Origin of the sequence: Aliidiomarina sp. (genome assembly GCF_047920995.1) — a bacterium.
GTDB lineage: Bacteria > Pseudomonadota > Gammaproteobacteria > Enterobacterales > Alteromonadaceae > Aliidiomarina.
Genome location: NZ_JBLRWZ010000041.1, coordinates 1 through 17394, shown reverse-complemented (window position 1 = coordinate 17394; position 17394 = coordinate 1). Strand labels below are relative to the sequence as shown.

The following is a 17394-nucleotide window of genomic DNA, read 5'->3' as shown; positions in this document are numbered from 1 at the left end:
GTGAATCCGACCAGGGCGATAACCATCAAAGCCGTGTGAAAACTCAGCAGCCAGAGCGCCACCCAAGCAACCATGCCCGCAAGCACCATGAAGCAAACCGATTGCGCCCATTTAGCCGAGCGGAAAGTAAGTGAAATATCCACCGGAGAACTACAGCGCGCCCTACTAGCGCGAGTATTAGCAGGAAAACCAAAAGTAATTCTTGCCGATGAACCCACAGCCGGCCTCGATCCACGTCATCAACGCGCAGTAATGCAACTGTTGCAAGCGCACGCGCGCGCTGGCGGTATGGTGATTGTAGTAATGCACGATTTACGCGCTGGGCAGGAATATTGTGATAACGCCTTGTTACTGGCGAACAACGCGGTGTATGCGCAAGGCGCTAGCGCTGAGGTGCTTACCGCTGAAAATATTTTCGCAGTATTTGGGGTTTAATCATGAAGCAATCTCGCAAATAGCTGGGCATTCTCAGGGTGTGAACTAGCATTTATGATGCTTAGTTACTCGGAGGCAAGGATGCCAACAATATCAGAGTTCTTCGGAATCGCGATCCGCATGTATTACAACGACCACAACCCACCTCATATTCATGTTTACTACGGTGAATTCGAGGCTATAATTAAGATTAGTTCATTCGAGGTTCTATCGGGGAAGTTGCCGCGCAGGGCTCTGCTCCTCACTATAGATTGGATCTTATCCAATCAAGAGGCGCTTCTCGAGGATTGGGAACTTGCCGAAAAGCATTTACCGTTAAAACCGATTCCGCCCTTGGAGTAACTATGCACATTGCGAAAGTAACAGCTGTTAAACCGAAAGCCGGCTATGTGCTAGCACTTGAATTTAATAACGGTGCTAGCGGCGATGTGTGCGTTGAAGATATGTTGTTTGGTCCAGTATTTGATCCTCTTTGGAACGTTGAGAACTTCGCGAAAGTTGCAGTAGACACCTTTGGCGCTGTTTATTGGCCTTTAGAACACACAAAAAATCAACCAGATATTGCGCCTGATGCATTATATCAACGCCTGTTAGCGAACACCGCAACAGCCAACTAAAGCACTAATCTACAACAGCACCTTAATCAAATTCGCTAGCGAGCCTTCAATATTGATATCCGCCACTTTGGCGAGCGCCGGTTTAGCGTTAAAGCCCACGCCAAAGCCAGCAGCTTCAAGCATGGCGATATCATTCGCGCCATCGCCTACTGCAATTACTTGCTCGCGGGGCAAGCTGTATTGGCGCATCAAGGCTTTCAGCGCATCTGCTTTCGCTTGCCCATCAATAATTGGGCCGAGCAACTTACCGGTAAGCTTGCCATTGGCTACTTCCAGTACATTACAGGCCACGTAATCGGCGCCCCACCGCATGGCCGCCATATCCGCAAACCAGGTAAAACCGCCCGATACAATGGCAATACGCCAGCGAAATTTACGCAAAAAGCGCATTAAATCATCGGCGCCCTCGGTGTAGGGTAGATTATCGGCCATCTTAAAAATCAGCTCTTCGGGAACCCCCTGCAGCATTTTCACCCGCTCGTTCAGCGCCTCCACAAAATCCAGCTCACCTTGCATCGCGCGTTCGGTAATCGCCGCAACCGCCTCACCATGGCCAGCAGCCTCAGCAATGGCATCGATGCTTTCGAGCTGTATCAATGTGGAATCCATATCAAACACCGCCAACCCTGGCTTGTGCATGTCGGGTAATGTGCTCATTGCTTCTATGTCCTTACGCTTACGCGCTCATTGTTTTTATTCTGGAATGGTTATTGCACGGTTGCTCTATTGTGCATAAATTTCATCCGATTTCTGCAGTGAAAATGTAAACGGCCGAATTTCCATTGCCCGCACGCTAACGCTAGGCTAAAGTTGCTGCTATGAATATAGCGCATTTTCAAACAAATACCGCAAAAAACAAGCGCCCATGGATGTTCCGTGGTGAGCGCCTGTATCGGCGTATTATTCTGCTGGTTGTTGCGATAATTACACTATCAATTATCACCAATCTTTGGTTGCAAGCCAATCAAAAAGGTGAAGAAGTATTAGTGGCGCACACAGAGAATTTAGCGCAAGTGATTATGGCACAAGCGCAACATGAAGCACGGGTGTGGTTTATTAATGAAAACCGCGAAGGGCTGGTAAGCCTTGCCGAACATTTGCAAAAGCAGCCCTCCATTTTAGAAGTGAGTATTCAAGACAACCGCGGGCGCAACATTGTGCGCGTGGGCCATGATCAACCTGTACATGAATTTTTGCGGCAACTACCAGATTCCATGTGGGCTGTGCCCATGGTGGCCACGGTAATGGATAGAGATGAAAGCGGCGCTCAGTTGCTTGGCTTTGTGCGCATTACCTTTGATTATCAGCGCATTACCGCAGAATCGCGGCCGTATCATCGAGCTTCGTTGCGGCAACTGGCGCTACTTATTGGGTTGGCATTTTTTGCTGGTGCTGTGGTTACTTTTGCCTTTCTGCGCCGCCGCCGGGCAATTCCGGTGGCTGATTACCCTGCTACCAAAAAAGATGAATAAGATTCATGTTAACGCGCCTATTAGATGAATTTCCTTCATATTCATTAAGCTCACAGCGCTTTACCGATTCGCACTGCCACCTCGATTTCGAAGATTTCGATACCGATCGCGATGCCGTAATGGCGCGCGCTTTGGCTGCCGGCGTAGAAAAGTTTCTTGTGCCCGGTATAACCCACGCCCAATGGCCACGGTTGGCATTGCTAGCACAACAATATCCGAATTGGCGGGTGGCGTATGGCTTGCATCCTTATTTTCTGGATCCGGCGCTAGATTATGAGGCCGCGTTGCGGGAGTTGCCGCAGTGGTTACTCGGGGAAATGCCGATTACTGCAAGTGAGCTCGATGGCTCTGTGGCAGAGTTGGTTACGATGGGAACAGTGGCTGCATCGACAAAAGTGGCTGCCGCCGCAACCCATAACCAACCCGCCATCGCGCTGGGAGAAATCGGCCTTGATGCCAGCAAACCACACCCCGAGTTGCAACGCTTCGTGTTCGAGCAGCAGCTTGATATCGCTGCGGAATTAACCATGCCGGTGATTTTGCACCATCGTAAAACCCTTGATGAAATGCTTGCCATGGTGCGCAGAAAACGCATTTGCGGCGGCATTGTGCACGCCTTTTCTGGCAGTTATGAACAAGCCCAAGCGTGGGTAGATGCCGGTTTCCGCCTCGGCGTGGGCGGCGTTATCACATACGAGCGCGCCCGCAAAACCCGCGCCGCTATCGCCCGCATACCCCACTCCGCCCTCGTGCTCGAAACCGACAGCCCCGATATGCCCCTCAGCGGCCAGCAAGGCCAGCGCAACGAACCCGCGAACATCGCGCGCATCGCGCGGGAGATTGGGGTCAGTGAGCACGGTGTCTGACACCTTTTTCTCCGCCCCCAACACCTAACCCCCATAAACCAGGGCCTGCACGCCAGTTTTCTCTGCCTCCGCAAAGATTGGGGTCAGTGACGGTGCTCACTGACCCCAATCTCTCCGCCAATCTCGCTGAACCAATTTCAGAGCGAGCGCGTAACTGATGAGCAAGTACAGAAAGGAGCGATCAGCGTTGAAGAAGCAACATTTGCCGAGCAAGGTGTGTGCGGTGTGCGAAAAGCCGTTCAACTGGCGAAAGAAGTGGGAAAGCGTATGGCATGAAGTGCGCTATTGTTCCGAGCGTTGTCGCCGCAATAAAAATAAGGATACCAGCCCCCATGAGCACAAATGATTCCATTGTAAAATTCACCAGCGCCGATTTTGCTGCGCTTCCTTCACGGTTTCGTGCTCGCCTTGTGAACAGCCTCTCCGGTTTCAAAAGCGCCAACCTTATCGGCACCACTGCGCCAAGCGGCATTCTCAATCTCGCCATGGTGAGCTCGGTGGTGCATCTTGGCGCCAGCCCCGCGCTAGTAGGCATGGTAATGCGGCCGCGGGTTAACGGCATGGCACCCCGAGATACCCTAGTAAATATCGAGAATACCGGCGTGTACACCATCAACCATGTGAGTGCAGCAATGCTGCCAGCGGCGCATGATGCAAGCGCTAACTTTAGCTCAGAAACCTGCGAGTTCGAGGCCACCGGCCTTACCCCATTTTGGCCTGATAAAAGCACTTTCACTGCACCTTCAGTAGCCGAAAGCCCGTTACAAATCGGCCTAAAATTAGTAGAAATCGTGCCATTTAAAGCCAACGGCACCGAATTTGTAATCGGCGAAATTGTGTGGGTGCGCTTCGCCGAGCAGGCGCTGAAAGGCGATGGTAACGTGGCGATTGAAGATCTCGGCAGCTTGGCGATATCGGGTCTTGATGGCTATCACAGTACCTCTTTGCTAGATCGTTTCAGCTACGCCGAGCCTGCACAAACCTCTACGCCGTTACCAAAACAAGGCACAGCGGGCGAGAAAGTGGTGGATATTCGTCAATTTCGGGAATCCGTTTCCAACAAAGATTAGGCAGAGCACGATACATGAACACATTGGTATGGTTTCAACGCAACTTGCGCGTAGCAAGCAACCCAGCGCTAGATGCCGCCTACCAGGCTAGTATGCAGGAAGGTGGTGCGGTGGTGGGAGCCTTCTTTTACGATGAACAATACACCGGCGAATTTTGCTTTGCTGATGAAAGCATACCGCGTTGCGGAGAGCTTCGCGCCGGGTTTCTATGGCAAAGCCTACTGAACCTGCGGAACAACTTGCAGCAAATTCCACTTATTATTCAATGCGGAGAAGCGGCGGGGCTGTTGGTAGAACTTTGTCAGCAGCTTGATATTCAAGAAGTGCACACGCAAAAACTGTGGGCGCATGAAGAGCAGTTCGTTGCCGAAACAGTGCGCTCTACGCTAGAGGCCATCGGCATCACCCTGGTTGAGCATGAATGCTACACCTTGCTGACAAGCACTATCGTAACGGCTAGGCATCCAGATGCGCTCAGTAGTTTCAGCAAGTTTCGCCGCAAAGTGGAGCGCGAGGTAGGGCGCGATGTAGAGCACAGCGCTGAAGTTGCATTTCATTCGTTGATAAACAGCAGCGAGCGCACCGAAGCGCAACGGGTAATGTTGCAAGAAGTTGCTGCCCTCAGCGAAAACCGCACCGAAAGCCCTATTCCCATAGCCGAAGTGAGTGAGCCTCGTTCGGTATTGCCCTTTGTTGGCGGAGAATCGGCTGGTGAGCAGCGGTTAAGCCATTATTGCCAACAAGCACTCGGGCATTACAAAGAAACTCGCAATGGCCTAATTGGCGCAGATTACTCTAGCAAGCTTTCGCCGTGGCTTAATCTCGGCTGCATCTCACCCCAGCAGGTGCTTCGCGCAGTGCGGGAGTATGAACACCGCCATGGGGCCAATGCGTCTACCGAGTGGCTCATCGTAGAGCTGTTGTGGCGAGATTTCTTCCAGTATCTCGCCGCGCAGCGCAGAGGCGCGCTGTTTTGTGGCCGAGCGGAGCCTATGGGTTCCTCGCGGGCGGGGGCGGAGAAAATGGGGTCAGTGAGCGCGGTGTCTGACACCGCGCTCACTGACCCCTCTCTCTATGGCACCAAAGCCTCGGAATTTGCGCAATGGCGCACAGGAACCACAGAAAGTGAGTTTATCAACGCAAACATGCGCGAGCTTAATAGCACGGGTTTTATGAGTAATCGCGGTAGGCAGAATGTGGCATCGATGCTGATTCATGATTTGCATATCGATTGGCGGTGGGGCGCAGCGTGGTTCGAAGCCAAGCTGCTGGATTACGATCCTGGCAGCAACTACGGCAACTGGCAGTATATTGGCGGCCTCGCGGCTAACCCACGCGGTGGCAGCTGGTTCAACATCGAGAAACAAGCCAACGTGTACGATACCGATGGCGCCTATCGCGCGCTGTGGGCATCTAGCCAATTGGAGTAAAAAACCAATGAGTGATGATGGGGACAGAGAAAACGGGGTCAGACACCGCCGTCACTGACACCGCCCTCACTGACCCCATCCTCCCTACTTATCCTTCCCGCGCTCAGAAACGGTGGGGAAGAAAAAGTGCAGCGGGTTTTCGCGCATATTCTGCCAAATACACTTGAATAGCGCGCGAAACTTCTGGATTTTGGTGCCGCGCGCGCGCACAGCCACCTGCAGCGCAATGCTGAAGCTCACCCACAGATTCACAAAACCAATCAGCAATACAAAGAACAGCCCCTGCAAAAAACCCCACAACGAAGGCCACTCACTGAAGCTAGCGTACCCAAGGTTGGCTGAAGAAAACGCCACATGGCGAATATCCAAGGGGTATCCGAGCAAATAGCCGAAATAACTGGTACTCCCCAACAATACGCCGAACAAGAAATTGCCCATCACCGAGCCATAATTCTCGTGCACATAATGGGCAAACCGCTCCCTGCGCTCAGCACCAAGCCACCGTAATGCCCGATGGTGATACAACCGCGCACGCAACTCCACAAAATCGGCGCGATTATCAAAGAACCCGGCAATCAAACCAGAACAGAACAACCACACCCCAGCAATTGCGGCATACAGCAGGGCCATGCTCTCGAATGGACGAATCGCCTGCATCTGATACTCCGCCGCAGACACACTTAACAACGGCTCGTGCAAATACCACCACACGCCAAAGCACAGCAGGGCTGATGTAAGTAAGGCCGTGGAAATGTTGCCCCACACGGCTGCCCACTGCGAGCGGTTCACGTCAATCAACAGCACCGCCAGCTTGCGAGCCACCGCTCGGCCGCGGTCATTGCGCTCCACTTCCGCAGCAAAACTGGCCGCCGTTACAGCAGGCTGCTTCGTGGCAATGGTGAATTTACACAAATGCACCAGCACAAACCCGAGGCCGTAATTTAAACTCACCAACACCGTGGTACTCAGGCGCGCCAGCCCAAGGCTCTCAATATGAATCTTGAGTAACGCCATCAACGCGATAATAATGCCGGCGCCGGCTGCCGAACGAAACAGCGCAAAATAGCTGCTCTTATCACGCGCAATATAATGCTCGCCGTGATCACTGGAGTTTTGCGTAATGCTCCGCGATACCAACGCAGTGCTGCGGCGCCATACGTCCAGCATGCTATTTTTCATTACCGCCGCATTTAACAACTCCTGCCACAACAATACCCCACGGCGCAGCGCAGTAAGTTTACTGGGCTCCGCCATCAGCCCCAGCAGCACCTGCAAGCGCTGAATGGTTTGCTCTAAACGTTCCAATAAATGCGCCATCGCCATCGATGAGCCAGATGAACCGCGGCCACGGCGGCGAATTCTGTCCACCTGCTCCTGACACTGCGCCAACATCACCCATACATGCGCTACATCAAAAGGCTTTAATGTTGGCTCCGCCATCCGCTTTGTTTCGTGCTCAATGAATAGGTGCATCTCGCGCTGGAGGGCAATAAATGGTGAATCGATGTCAATTAGCTTGCGATCTACCCGCATTAGTTCCGGCTCAAGCTCTTCCGCCGCCAACCAAATCGAGAGCATTTCCAGTACATACAGGGTTTCTCCGCGGATATGTGAGCGCACCTCCTCCAGAGTTTCTGCAGAAGCGCCTTGCGCCAGCACGGAATAAAGGCGCAACCAATGTTGCGGAGTAATAAGCCCCAACCATTTAGCATCGGAACGCCAGTAAAATGCACGCGCCAGCACATCCAGCGAACTATTATCCGTATGCGGCGGAGGAATTAGCCGATCGTAAAGCCGCGTTGCCATTTCCCCCAGCATTCCCCGGCGCGCCATAATGCCTAGGTTCACCAGCACCGGATAAATGTTCAGCCCTAAAAAGTATTGATGCAGCTGCTCGCTAAAGGAAGCATTCAGATCTGGGTTCTGCTGCAAATAGTGAGTTAGCGCCGTCATCCTCTCGCCGGCGGCCGCAGCATTGCCCCTGCGAAAATAATCGATGAGTGCAACAAAGCTATCCAGCGCTTGCTGCTCTGGATTGTCAGTACCCTCATATTCCGCCTCAATTTTCTGCAACTTCTTCAGCAACGGCTTACACATTGCCTCGCTCGATACACTCAGGTGTTTCGCCATATCCACGGCTGTCCTTCCATTAATTCGCGATCTGTAGCATGCCACAAAGTTCCGCTGCAGAGAATGGGGTCAGTGAGCGCGGTGTCTGACCCCTTTCTCTGTGTCCCCACCCCATAGCTGCCAAACCATGCGGGTTGCAGCGCGATTTCCTCTGCCTCCGGAAAGAATGGGGTCAGTGACGGTGCTCACTGACCCCAATCTCTCCGCCCGCATTGCCAGCGCGCACCAATGCGGGTAAAATCGCCGCCCTAAACGTCGATAAAGTAAGCGCACCTAATACCACGCAGGCAAGGCGAAATTAATGAGCACGGTTCAAAACGAAGTAAACAAGCGCCGCACATTCGCGATCATCTCGCACCCGGATGCCGGTAAAACCACCATCACCGAAAAAGTATTGCTCCACGGACAAAAGCTGCAAAAGGCTGGTACCGTAAAGGGCAAGAAATCTGGTCAGCATGCGAAATCTGATTGGATGGAGATGGAAAAAGAACGGGGCATCTCGGTTACCACCTCGGTAATGCAGTTCCCGTATCACGATGCGCTGGTTAACTTACTCGATACCCCGGGCCACGAAGATTTCTCGGAAGATACCTACCGCACCCTTACCGCGGTTGATTCCTGCTTGATGGTTATCGATGCCGCCAAAGGTGTTGAAGAACGTACCATCAAACTGATGGACGTAACTCGCCTGCGCGATACTCCCATCATTACCTTCATCAACAAGCTCGATCGCGATATCCGCGATCCGTTAGAGCTACTCGATGAAGTAGAAGATGTACTAAAAATCATGTGCGCGCCGATTACCTGGCCAATTGGCCAAGGTAAAAACTTCAAGGGCGTGTATCACCTCGCCCGCGATGAAGTTATTTTCTACAAAACCGGTCAAGGCCACCGCATTCAGGAGCTCGATATCATTAAAGGTATCGATAACCCAGAGCTCGATAAACGCATCGGCGAGTATGCCGAAGATTTGCGTGGCGAAATCGATCTGGTGAAAGGCGCTTCTAACGAATTCGATCTAGAAATGTTCCTCGCCGGCGAACTCACCCCGGTATTTTTCGGTACCGCGCTCGGTAACTTCGGTGTAGATCATATGCTCGATGGCCTCGTGGAATGGGCACCCAAGCCAATTGGCCGCGCTACCGATAAAGACACCTTCGTGGATTCCACCGATGAGCGTTTTTCCGGTTTCGTATTCAAAATCCAAGCGAATATGGATCCGCGCCACCGCGATCGCGTGGCATTCATGCGCATTGTGTCGGGTAAATATCAGCAGGGCATGAAAATGAAACACGTGCGCACCGGCAAAGATGTGCGCATCGCCGATGCCCTCACCTTCTTAGCAGGTGATCGCGAGCACGTAGAAGAAGCATTCCCCGGCGATATCATTGGCTTGCACAATCACGGCACCATTCAAATTGGTGATACCTTCACCTGGGGTGAAGATTTTAAATTCACCGGTATTCCGAACTTTGCGCCAGAATTGTTCCGCCGCATTCGTTTGAAAGATCCGCTCAAGCAAAAGCAGCTCTTAAAAGGCCTTGTGCAACTTTCAGAAGAAGGCGCAGTGCAGGTTTTCCGGCCGCTCGCTTCCAACGATTTAATCGTAGGTGCGGTAGGTATGCTGCAGTTTGATGTAGTAGTACATCGCCTCCGCGCCGAATACAAAGTAGAAGCGCTGTATGAAAACATCCAAGTAGCCACGGCGCGCTGGGTGTACTGTAGCGATGCCAAGAAACTGGATGAATTCCGCCGCAAAACCGAGCATAACCTCGCGCTTGATGGTGGTGATGCGCTCGCATACATCGCCCCAACCATGGCGAATTTATCGCTTACGAAAGAGCGTTATCCAGATATCAGCTTCGCGCATACGAAAGAAGTTTAAACCCGATAAAACTCGCGGTACCAAGCTACAGTGCGGCGCATGCCTTCGGTAACTGGCGTGCTTGGGCGATACCCCATATCTTGCTCAAGCTCGCTTACATCGGCGAACGTTGCTACCACATCGCCCGGCTGAATTGGCATAAACTCTTTATTAATGGCTACGCCTGCGGCCTGCTCAACCGCTTCAATAAATTCCATCAGCTGCACGGTATCGCTGTTGCCGATGTTGTAGATTTTGTAAGGTGCGGAAGAACTCGAAGGGTCTGGCTCTGCGCCACTCCACTGTGCATTAGCGCTACACGGCTGCAAAATTACTCGCACCACACCCTCTACAATGTCATCAATGTAGGTGAAATCGCGCTTCATTTTACCGTGGTTAAATACCTTAATGGTATCGCCATTAAATGCCGCCTTAGTGAAGATAAATGGCGCCATATCTGGGCGCCCCCACGGGCCATACACAGTGAAAAAGCGCAGCCCGGTGCATTGCATGCCGTATAAATGCGCGTAGGTGTGCGCCATCAACTCATTGGATTTCTTGGTGGCGGCGTACAAACTTACCGGATGGTCCACATTATGCTTGGTGGAGAAAGGCATGATTTCGTTCAAGCCGTACACCGAGGAGCTCGAGGCGTAACTTAAGTTCTGCACATTATTGTGCCGACACGCCTCAAGAATATTCAGGAAGCCCACCACGTTGGCATCAATGTAAGCGCGCGGATTTTCCAATGAATAGCGCACGCCAGCCTGGGCGGCTAAATTACACACCGCATCAAACTGTTCAGTTTTGAACAACTGATTAATTTCAGCAGTATCTTCTAGCTGCAATTGCACAAAACGGTACGCTGAATAAGCGCTTGATTGCACGAGCTTTCCGTAAGTTACCTCAGCACGAGCGATGCCCGTTTCCTGTAAACGGCCGAACTTAAGATTTACATCGTAATAATCATTAATGCTATCAAGGCCGACAACTTCGTGGCCCATCTCGAGCAATTTCACTGCGGTGTAAAAACCGATAAATCCGGCGGTGCCGGTAACAAGAATCTTCATGGATTGCTTCCGTACAATAATTTCGGTTGTGGAGAAAATTAGTGAGCTACTTTACCATAATTACCGCGTTTTCACGCGCTTCACCCGCGCTTTTCGGCGGATAATAGCCTTTGCGGCGGCCTGCTTCACTGAAGCCCGTGGCTTTATAAAGGCCGATGGCCTCTGCGTTACTTTCCCGCACTTCAAGATAAATACGCCATTGCTGCTCACCGTTATTATCGCTGGCGTGTGAAATCACGTCATCAAGCAGGATTTTTCCATAGCCATGGCCACGAAAATTCGGATGCACGGCAATATTCATCAGCGTAAGTTCATCCAGCACTTGGTGCACCACAGTAAAGCCAATCAGCCGCGAGTTGGTATGTTCACCATCGCTGGTAAGCTGATAAAGCCCCACCACACGATAATTCGGCGCAAAGGAAAGGTTGAACATCTGCGCGCTCCAAGGCGCGGCATGGGCAAGCTTCTCAATTTGCATCACATCAGGCGTAAGCTGCACAAGGTTAGCAAGCATTAACTTCGGAGAGTTGCTGGTATTCATGGTTTCGGTATTCATGAGCTGAGCGCCGGTTTAAGTTGATTCCAAAGCTCACGCTTTTGCTCTGGCGTAAGCTGATTTTCGCTATATGAAGCACAATCAATTGCAGTAATCGATTCTGGAGCATGCGAAACCTGCACCGGATTCCCACCAATAAACAGCGCCAAATCCTGCAACCATGCGTAGCCCGCCGCAGGCAGCAGCTCCGGGAACTGCAAGTACCACGGCCCGAGCCTGTAGAGAATGGGGTCAGTGAGCACGGTGTCTGGCACCGCTAGATTGGGGTCAGTGAGAGCGGTGTCAGTGACCCCCACCTCTGCCTCCGTTGGGGCCGCGCTTAAGCTTTCACTTACAATATTCGTACCAACGAATTCGTATATCGGCATCCCGAGAGCTTCCATACAATCGCGTTGTTGCTTAGTCCACATTACTGCGCCCCTTTAAACATCTATATATTGAATGGTAAACCTCTTTTCCCTTGGGTGCAAAGTATAGAATGGGGTCAGTGACGCGCGTCTCTGACCCCATTCTATCCGGGGACGGTGATCTTGCTCACTGACCCCTATCTATTCCATGCGCACCACCCCCTCCTTCGGCCCACCGCGCTGCGGGGCATAACGAATACCTGTTTTCTCAAACAACTTCTGCTTAAACTCTGCGCTGCCCAACGCCCCATTAGAGGCCGTGGCCGCCCGAATCTCATCAAGAAACTCTTGTGAGCAGTTATCCAAAAACAGATTACGATACGCCCGCCGACGCTCCTCTTCCGTCGCACCCAACGCCAGATAATCTCTATGCGGGGAGCACACACTCGATTCCACCCCCAGTGCATTCGTACCATAACTGGACCAGTGGTAATCGGCTGGCTTCTTCACCATGTAAGCATTCACCGGGTTCAATTCGATATAGCGATGCACATTCAAAGAATGCAATTCATCTTCCACCATCGCCGAATAAAACCGCCCCTCCCACAGCGTTCCAGTTCGTTGATAGCGCCGATTAAAATACCGCGCATAACGGCTACTCAACCGCTGCATAAACTTCGAGAGGCTATATTTCTCACTTCCCGTGCAATACAGATGAATATGATTCGTCATCAACACCCAAGCATGCACTTTGATATCAAGCTCAATCGCATACTCAATCATGTACTTCGCATAAGTCGCAAAATCCTGCTGACATCGATAACAGTTCTGACGATTGTTCCCACGCTGCACCACGTGCGCACCGATTCCTGGTACATATCCTCGATTTCTTCTTGGCATAAACCCTCCTTGGCAAATCCAATTGTAAAAATAAGTAAAATGGGGTCAGTGAGCCGAAGCACCGACCCCAATTTAATTGGTAGCATAGACGAGTCGCACGTTTTTGCTGCAAGCCACACGAGAAGTGCGCTATAGCCCACGGAAATAGTGAGTTTTGCTGAGGTGCCAGAGATGGAGCTCACTGACCCCAATCTATTCGGGGACGGAGATCTTGCTCACTGACCCCATTCTGCGTTGCGGCAGCAACGCCGCATCGCTATACTGCCGCAATAGCTGAACACAGGAGAAGAAGCTTGAAACGAATCAAAGGAATAGTGGCGGGTATCGCTGCAATCGCGGTGCTGCCTGCGCTAACGGCGTGTACGGCTGCGTACCGAGATGTATATGAGGTGTTCAATTACGCATTCAGCACGCTTAGCGCCGAGCACACTACGCTCAGCCCGGAAGAAATCGCGGAATTTCCGTATTCAGGCCTGTATATTCGGCGCGGTAAGCAACCGCAAGCCTTTATCGTATTAGGTTATATCGATCAGCAAGGTGAATACGAGCAACGCAGCTGGATCAGCGCCGATCGCATCACGATCGTTACTGAAGCCGGCAGAATCGTGCAAACTGTGGGGCAAACGGAAATGCTCGCGGCCGCTGAACTCGGCGAACACGATCTTATTGCCACCAGCAACCGCAACGCCGATCCACTACATTGCATTATCACCAACCCCGAGCACTGCGCCCTCACCTACGAACGCGAAATCGATTACATCGATCGCAACCGCGCGCGCAGCGCCAAAGTTACGTCTACCTTTCGCATCGAAAGCGGCCCAACCACCATCTCGCTGCCCGCCGGCAACTACCAAGCCTATTACGTTATCGAAGATGGCGTGTTCCAACCGTCCGGCGAATCATTTCGCAACGAATACTGGATAGAGCCCGATGGCCACGTACTGCGCAGCGCACAACAAATCAAGCCAAACGATGCATTAATCACCCTCGAACAGGTTAAATGGGTAGGCCGCGATGAATAAAATAAATCGAAAAAACAACACCATGCACACCATGTCACCGGCCCCATTAAGCGCAGCCATCGCCCTAGCGCTTATGGCCAACGCGCCGAACGCCCAAGCCACAACAACCGCAGGCGCTCAAGCAAGCACAACAGCCGCTCAAACAAGCGCCCAAGCCCAAGCCACAACAACAGCGCAAACCCAAGCACCACAACAAATCACCATCGAAATTGGCGAGCCCGCACGCCTGTCCGCGCTGCTCGAATACGCTCTTAACGAGCTCAAACAGCACAGCAACCACGATATCTACTGGCCCGCATCGCGCCTTATCATGCACAGCCGCGATGCCGAAATCGAAGCCCAGCGCACCGAAGTTCAACAACAGCTTGAGCGCATCGGTACCAGCTACCCAGAATTCGCCGCCACCCTCAGCCAGCATGTAAACAGCTGGCAACTCGGCGCTCAACCCTACGGCGCCCTTAACCTCTACAAAGCGCGGCAAAGCATTGATCACAATCCATTACTGCCCGCCGGCAACTACACCATTATTCTGCCCGCGCGCCCCGAGCACATTCACGTATTCGGCCTTACCGATAACGCCGGCGCCCAGCCATTTGTAGCGGGCCAAACGGCGCGCGGCTTCATGCTCAGCCAACCACTACACGAAGAACACAACCCCGAGCACATTTACTTGCAGCGCAACCAAGCCAGCAATCAAGCCAGCAAGAAAGCCAGCGCCAAACTACCCTGGGGTACACACAACGCCGGTGGACAACAGCTCCAACCGGGCGATATCCTTTTCATTGGTCCACGCCAAGCATCGGCATGGGGCCTACTGCCATTTGGCAAACTTGCCAACGCCATAGAACACGAAGAAGCCGAAGCACTGGAGGCCAATTTACAAGCACTGCTGCGTCATATAGTGCCTCACTCAAGCCAGCACTTAAGCCAGCACCCAAGCCAGCACGTAAGCCCGCAGCAAACACAGCAGCCAGAAGCACAGCAAGCAGCCTCAGAACCAACACAAACTCAACCAGCCCCAGCATGGCGCCACCTCCTGCGCCCGCACCAGTTGCACACCAGCAACAGCTGGGAGAGCCAAAACGCCAGTAGCCTCGCGCCCTATCACACCGAGCACGCAAGAAGGCTAACCTACAACAACTACGGCCACTTCGGCCTTATCCAAATGCCTAGCGCCCGCCACGCACCGGCCGGCGCGTTCAATATCAGCTACAACGATATGAACGAATATTATCGCTACACAGCCTCTATCCAAATGTACGATTGGCTGCAAGCCAGCGCCTTTTACTTGCGCGTACCAAACCGCTTATTCAGTAGCGATCCTAGCTTTTCCGGCAACAGCATCTACACCGATAAGGGCTTCGATGTAAAATTCCGCCTGCTCAAAGAAAGCGCCTACCTGCCAGAAGTATCGCTAGGCTTGGTAGATATGGCTGGCACCGGCCTGCTCAGCAGCGAGTACATTGCCGCCAGCAAAGCCTTCGGGCCACTCGATTTCACCCTCGGCTTAGGTTTTGGCCGTATGGGCAGCGCCAATAACCTAAAAAATCCGTTCTGCCACATCGCCAGCACCGCCTGCGATCGCCCAGCAGGCTTCAGCGGCCGCGGTGGCAAGTTTGAAGTAAACCAATGGTTTCGTGGCGATGCCGCATTATTCGCTGGGGTGGAATACCAAACCCCTATCGATCGCCTGCGCCTAAAAATTGAATACGAGGGCAATGATTACTCGCAAGATCAGGCGGGTATCACCATTAACCCGAAAACCAATGTAAATGTGGGCGCCACGTGGAAGTTAAATAACACCATTGATTTATCGCTGAATTTCGAACGCGGTGATGTGCTTACTTTTGGCTTCAATATTCGCCCGAATTTCAACCGCATGAGCCAAATCGAGCTAATGCCGAATCGCCCCGCAGCAGTACTTGCCGATCAAGGCCAGCAGCCACGGGCAACCGATATCAATGATGTTAATTGGAATCGAGTAGGCAACCGCGTGCGCAACCAACGTGCCTACTCCTATGAAGAGTTCTACATCAGCCCAGCGCAGGGCTAAACGCGGGCGAAAAAGCACCAGAAGGCTACCGCCTTACCATGTATACCCACCCATGGCGGTTAAGAAAGCCGGAAGATAAGCTCGATCGCGCAACCCGCGCACTGCTGGCAGAAATTCCTACCAGCATCACCGAAATCGAAATCGTGGAGCAAACATCTCGGCAGCCAGTAGTGGCCTATGAAATTGATACCAACGCCTATCGCTTGCGCATTGCCAATGCTGATCCCGATGTACCACCAAGCGAAGCATGGCAGCATATTCGCCGTATCGAGCCAACCCCACGGCCAACCGAACCAAGCATGGCGGTATACACCCTTGGCGCGCCCCAGGCCACAGCCGAAACAGCGGAAACTGCAACCTTCCGCGCCGAACGCTGGCTACAGCACCATGGTGATCCCATGGGCAAACCAAGCTGGGGTATTAAACCCAGCCTGCGGCAAGGCTATGGTTCACCAGAAACCTTTATGTTCTACCAGCTCATGCTTACGCCGTTTAGTACCTGGCAAATCGATCGTAATTGGCAGTTGCATGGCAGCTTGGGCGTAAACCTACTGAACAACTACGATAAATTTAACTTCACCGTAGATGGCCACCAAAGCAATGTGCCGCGCGTGCGCACCTTCACGCGCGAATATGTACAAAACGATGTGTGGTTGAATCGGTTACAAGCCAGCTACTACAAAGCACTCAACCCGGCCTGGCATGTAAACGCTTATGGCGGTTATCTCGAGCAAATGTTTGCCGGTGTGGGCGGCGAAGTATTATATCGCCCACTCGATAGCGCCTTCGCCTATGGCCTCGATATCAACCGTGTACGGCAACGGGATTTCGATGGTGCCTTTGGCATGCGCGATTACGAAGTAACCACTGGTTTTGCTTCGGTGTATTACGATGTAGAGCAGCACGTATCATGGCTAAAAGGTGGCTTACTCACCGCTCAATTTGGTCAGTTCCTAGCCGGCGATAAAGGCGTGCATCTTAGCTATCAACGCCGATTCGATAGCGGTATCGTGCTGGGCGCCTTTGCCGCATTCACCGATATGTCTACCGCCGAATTTGGTGAGGGCTCTTTTAACAAAGGCTTCTTCATTAGTATGCCATTCGATTTGTTTACCGTAAGCCCTTCGCGAGGCCGGTTAAACTTCGGCTGGACCCCACTAACCCGTGATGGTGGCCAGAAGCTAGAATTGAACCGCAGCTTATGGATGCTCACCGATGAACGCTCGCCTTATTTACACAAATAGGCCTTGCAATTATCACCAGATCTGTAATGATAGACACTGTCTGTTATTTAATAGGCAGAACAAATTTGAAGAGAAGGACGTTCTTATATGAAAAACACTGCTATAGCACTATTATCAGCGTTAATGCTCTCTGCTGCCCCGGCCATGGCACAGGGAACCGCTAACACTAACGCAGCACAAAATGCAGGCGGCGTATTAGGTTCGCTTGGTGGCGTTGCCTCTATTGCATCTGTTGTTGCTTTAGCGGTAGTTGTAGGTGATTCAAGCGAAGATCCGATCGATAACATCGATTGCATATTCGGCGACGATTGTGATGAA

Annotated in this window: 18 protein-coding genes and 1 pseudogene; 13 read left to right on the top strand and 6 right to left on the bottom strand. The window is 52.2% G+C overall.

Annotated elements, in window-relative coordinates:
* Positions 1 to 87: 87 nt before the first annotated feature.
* The 3 genes from ACNA7P_RS10060 to ACNA7P_RS10050 are packed head-to-tail and all read left to right on the top strand — an operon-like array spanning position 88 to position 1052.
* The gene (locus ACNA7P_RS10060; protein ID WP_416258502.1) at positions 88 to 435 is read left to right on the top strand and encodes an ATP-binding cassette domain-containing protein; all 348 of its coding nucleotides are present in this window, start codon (positions 88 to 90) and stop codon (positions 433 to 435) included.
* Positions 436 to 489: 54 nt separating this feature from the next.
* On the top strand, positions 490 to 777 hold the full coding sequence (locus tag ACNA7P_RS10055) for a DUF4160 domain-containing protein (RefSeq protein ID WP_416258501.1): 288 nt from the start codon (positions 490 to 492) through the stop codon (positions 775 to 777).
* A 2-nt stretch (positions 778 to 779) separates the two neighbouring features.
* On the top strand, positions 780 to 1052 hold the full coding sequence (locus ACNA7P_RS10050) for a DUF2442 domain-containing protein (protein WP_416258500.1): 273 nt from the start codon (positions 780 to 782) through the stop codon (positions 1050 to 1052).
* A 9-nt stretch (positions 1053 to 1061) separates the two neighbouring features.
* On the opposite strand, the gene serB is transcribed toward ACNA7P_RS10050, so the two are convergent.
* On the bottom strand, positions 1062 to 1709 hold the full coding sequence (gene serB / locus ACNA7P_RS10045) for a phosphoserine phosphatase SerB (protein ID WP_416258499.1): 648 nt from the start codon (positions 1707 to 1709) through the stop codon (positions 1062 to 1064).
* Between the two features lie 161 nt (positions 1710 to 1870).
* Between serB and ACNA7P_RS10040 the strand changes: the two genes are divergently transcribed.
* The 5 genes from ACNA7P_RS10040 (at position 1871) to ACNA7P_RS10020 (ending at position 5890) form a co-directional block, all read left to right on the top strand.
* Positions 1871 to 2524: an AhpA/YtjB family protein gene (locus tag ACNA7P_RS10040; RefSeq protein ID WP_416258498.1), complete on the top strand. Its 654-nt coding sequence runs from the start codon at positions 1871 to 1873 to the stop codon at positions 2522 to 2524.
* A gap of 5 nt (positions 2525 to 2529) precedes the next feature.
* Complete coding sequence (locus tag ACNA7P_RS10035; RefSeq protein ID WP_416258497.1) at positions 2530 to 3390, top strand: TatD family hydrolase; 861 nt, start codon at positions 2530 to 2532, stop codon at positions 3388 to 3390.
* 157 nt (positions 3391 to 3547) lie between these two features.
* Positions 3548 to 3736 (top strand): DUF2256 domain-containing protein, encoded by a 189-nt coding sequence (locus tag ACNA7P_RS10030; RefSeq protein WP_416258496.1) that lies wholly within the window; start codon positions 3548 to 3550, stop codon positions 3734 to 3736.
* Positions 3723 to 4460 (top strand): flavin reductase family protein, encoded by a 738-nt coding sequence (locus tag ACNA7P_RS10025; protein WP_416258495.1) that lies wholly within the window; start codon positions 3723 to 3725, stop codon positions 4458 to 4460. The genes ACNA7P_RS10030 and ACNA7P_RS10025 overlap by 14 nt, the downstream gene beginning before the upstream one ends.
* A gap of 14 nt (positions 4461 to 4474) precedes the next feature.
* The gene (locus ACNA7P_RS10020; RefSeq protein WP_416258494.1) at positions 4475 to 5890 is read left to right on the top strand and encodes a DASH family cryptochrome; all 1416 of its coding nucleotides are present in this window, start codon (positions 4475 to 4477) and stop codon (positions 5888 to 5890) included.
* An 84-nt stretch (positions 5891 to 5974) separates the two neighbouring features.
* On the opposite strand, the gene ACNA7P_RS10015 is transcribed toward ACNA7P_RS10020, so the two are convergent.
* A complete protein-coding gene (locus tag ACNA7P_RS10015; RefSeq protein WP_416258493.1) occupies positions 5975 to 8020 on the bottom strand; it encodes a site-specific recombinase in 2046 nt (681 codons plus the stop codon).
* A gap of 301 nt (positions 8021 to 8321) precedes the next feature.
* On the opposite strand from ACNA7P_RS10015, the gene prfC reads away from it, so the two are divergent.
* The gene (prfC, locus tag ACNA7P_RS10010) at positions 8322 to 9905 is read left to right on the top strand and encodes a peptide chain release factor 3 (protein WP_416258492.1); all 1584 of its coding nucleotides are present in this window, start codon (positions 8322 to 8324) and stop codon (positions 9903 to 9905) included.
* Here the strand turns inward: prfC and ACNA7P_RS10005 are convergent.
* The 4 genes from ACNA7P_RS10005 to ACNA7P_RS09990 form a co-directional block, all read right to left on the bottom strand.
* Positions 9902 to 10954: an NAD-dependent epimerase gene (locus ACNA7P_RS10005; RefSeq protein WP_416258491.1), complete on the bottom strand. Its 1053-nt coding sequence runs from the start codon at positions 10952 to 10954 to the stop codon at positions 9902 to 9904. The two genes, prfC and ACNA7P_RS10005, sit on opposite strands and share 4 nt — an antisense overlap.
* A gap of 46 nt (positions 10955 to 11000) precedes the next feature.
* Positions 11001 to 11510, bottom strand: coding sequence for a ribosomal protein S18-alanine N-acetyltransferase (gene rimI, locus ACNA7P_RS10000; RefSeq protein WP_416258490.1), 510 nt, complete (start codon positions 11508 to 11510; stop codon positions 11001 to 11003).
* Complete coding sequence (locus ACNA7P_RS09995; protein WP_416258489.1) at positions 11507 to 11920, bottom strand: hypothetical protein; 414 nt, start codon at positions 11918 to 11920, stop codon at positions 11507 to 11509. The genes rimI and ACNA7P_RS09995 overlap by 4 nt, the downstream gene beginning before the upstream one ends.
* Positions 11921 to 12058: 138 nt before the next feature.
* Positions 12059 to 12757 carry a transposase gene (locus ACNA7P_RS09990; protein ID WP_416258488.1) on the bottom strand — a complete coding sequence of 233 codons (699 nt, stop codon included), beginning with the start codon at positions 12755 to 12757 and terminating at the stop codon, positions 12059 to 12061.
* Between the two features lie 293 nt (positions 12758 to 13050).
* On the opposite strand from ACNA7P_RS09990, the gene ACNA7P_RS09985 reads away from it, so the two are divergent.
* The 4 genes and pseudogenes from ACNA7P_RS09985 to ACNA7P_RS09970 all read left to right on the top strand — a co-directional run.
* Positions 13051 to 13779, top strand: a complete 729-nt coding sequence (locus ACNA7P_RS09985) for a YjbF family lipoprotein (RefSeq protein ID WP_416258487.1) — start codon at positions 13051 to 13053, stop codon at positions 13777 to 13779.
* Positions 13772 to 15832 (top strand): YjbH domain-containing protein, encoded by a 2061-nt coding sequence (locus tag ACNA7P_RS09980; RefSeq protein WP_416258486.1) that lies wholly within the window; start codon positions 13772 to 13774, stop codon positions 15830 to 15832. Before ACNA7P_RS09985 ends, ACNA7P_RS09980 begins: the two co-directional genes overlap by 8 nt.
* A 35-nt stretch (positions 15833 to 15867) precedes the next feature.
* Positions 15868 to 17076: pseudogene (locus tag ACNA7P_RS09975) on the top strand (YjbH domain-containing protein); the annotation flags it as partial.
* Between the two features lie 87 nt (positions 17077 to 17163).
* The coding region (locus ACNA7P_RS09970; RefSeq protein WP_416258485.1) for a hypothetical protein at positions 17164 to 17394 on the top strand (231 nt) is incomplete at its 3' end.

Bases quoted from the DNA above. Each gene is read 5' to 3' on its own strand.
- ACNA7P_RS10060 (WP_416258502.1), top strand. From the start codon at position 88: ATGAAGCAAACCGATTGCGCCCATTTAGCCGAGCGGAAAGTAAGTGAA.
- ACNA7P_RS09990 (WP_416258488.1), bottom strand. From the start codon at position 12,757: ATGCCAAGAAGAAATCGAGGATATGTACCAGGAATCGGTGCGCACGTG.
- ACNA7P_RS09980 (WP_416258486.1), top strand. From the start codon at position 13,772: ATGAATAAAATAAATCGAAAAAACAACACCATGCACACCATGTCACCG.
- ACNA7P_RS10015 (WP_416258493.1), bottom strand. From the start codon at position 8,020: ATGGCGAAACACCTGAGTGTATCGAGCGAGGCAATGTGTAAGCCGTTG.
- ACNA7P_RS10020 (WP_416258494.1), top strand. From the start codon at position 4,475: ATGAACACATTGGTATGGTTTCAACGCAACTTGCGCGTAGCAAGCAAC.
- ACNA7P_RS10005 (WP_416258491.1), bottom strand. From the start codon at position 10,954: ATGAAGATTCTTGTTACCGGCACCGCCGGATTTATCGGTTTTTACACC.
- ACNA7P_RS10050 (WP_416258500.1), top strand. From the start codon at position 780: ATGCACATTGCGAAAGTAACAGCTGTTAAACCGAAAGCCGGCTATGTG.
- ACNA7P_RS10055 (WP_416258501.1), top strand. From the start codon at position 490: ATGATGCTTAGTTACTCGGAGGCAAGGATGCCAACAATATCAGAGTTC.
- prfC (WP_416258492.1), top strand. From the start codon at position 8,322: ATGAGCACGGTTCAAAACGAAGTAAACAAGCGCCGCACATTCGCGATC.
- ACNA7P_RS09995 (WP_416258489.1), bottom strand. From the start codon at position 11,920: ATGTGGACTAAGCAACAACGCGATTGTATGGAAGCTCTCGGGATGCCG.
- ACNA7P_RS10040 (WP_416258498.1), top strand. From the start codon at position 1,871: ATGAATATAGCGCATTTTCAAACAAATACCGCAAAAAACAAGCGCCCA.
- ACNA7P_RS10030 (WP_416258496.1), top strand. From the start codon at position 3,548: ATGAGCAAGTACAGAAAGGAGCGATCAGCGTTGAAGAAGCAACATTTG.
- rimI (WP_416258490.1), bottom strand. From the start codon at position 11,510: ATGAATACCGAAACCATGAATACCAGCAACTCTCCGAAGTTAATGCTT.
- ACNA7P_RS10025 (WP_416258495.1), top strand. From the start codon at position 3,723: ATGAGCACAAATGATTCCATTGTAAAATTCACCAGCGCCGATTTTGCT.
- serB (WP_416258499.1), bottom strand. From the start codon at position 1,709: ATGAGCACATTACCCGACATGCACAAGCCAGGGTTGGCGGTGTTTGAT.
- ACNA7P_RS10035 (WP_416258497.1), top strand. From the start codon at position 2,530: ATGTTAACGCGCCTATTAGATGAATTTCCTTCATATTCATTAAGCTCA.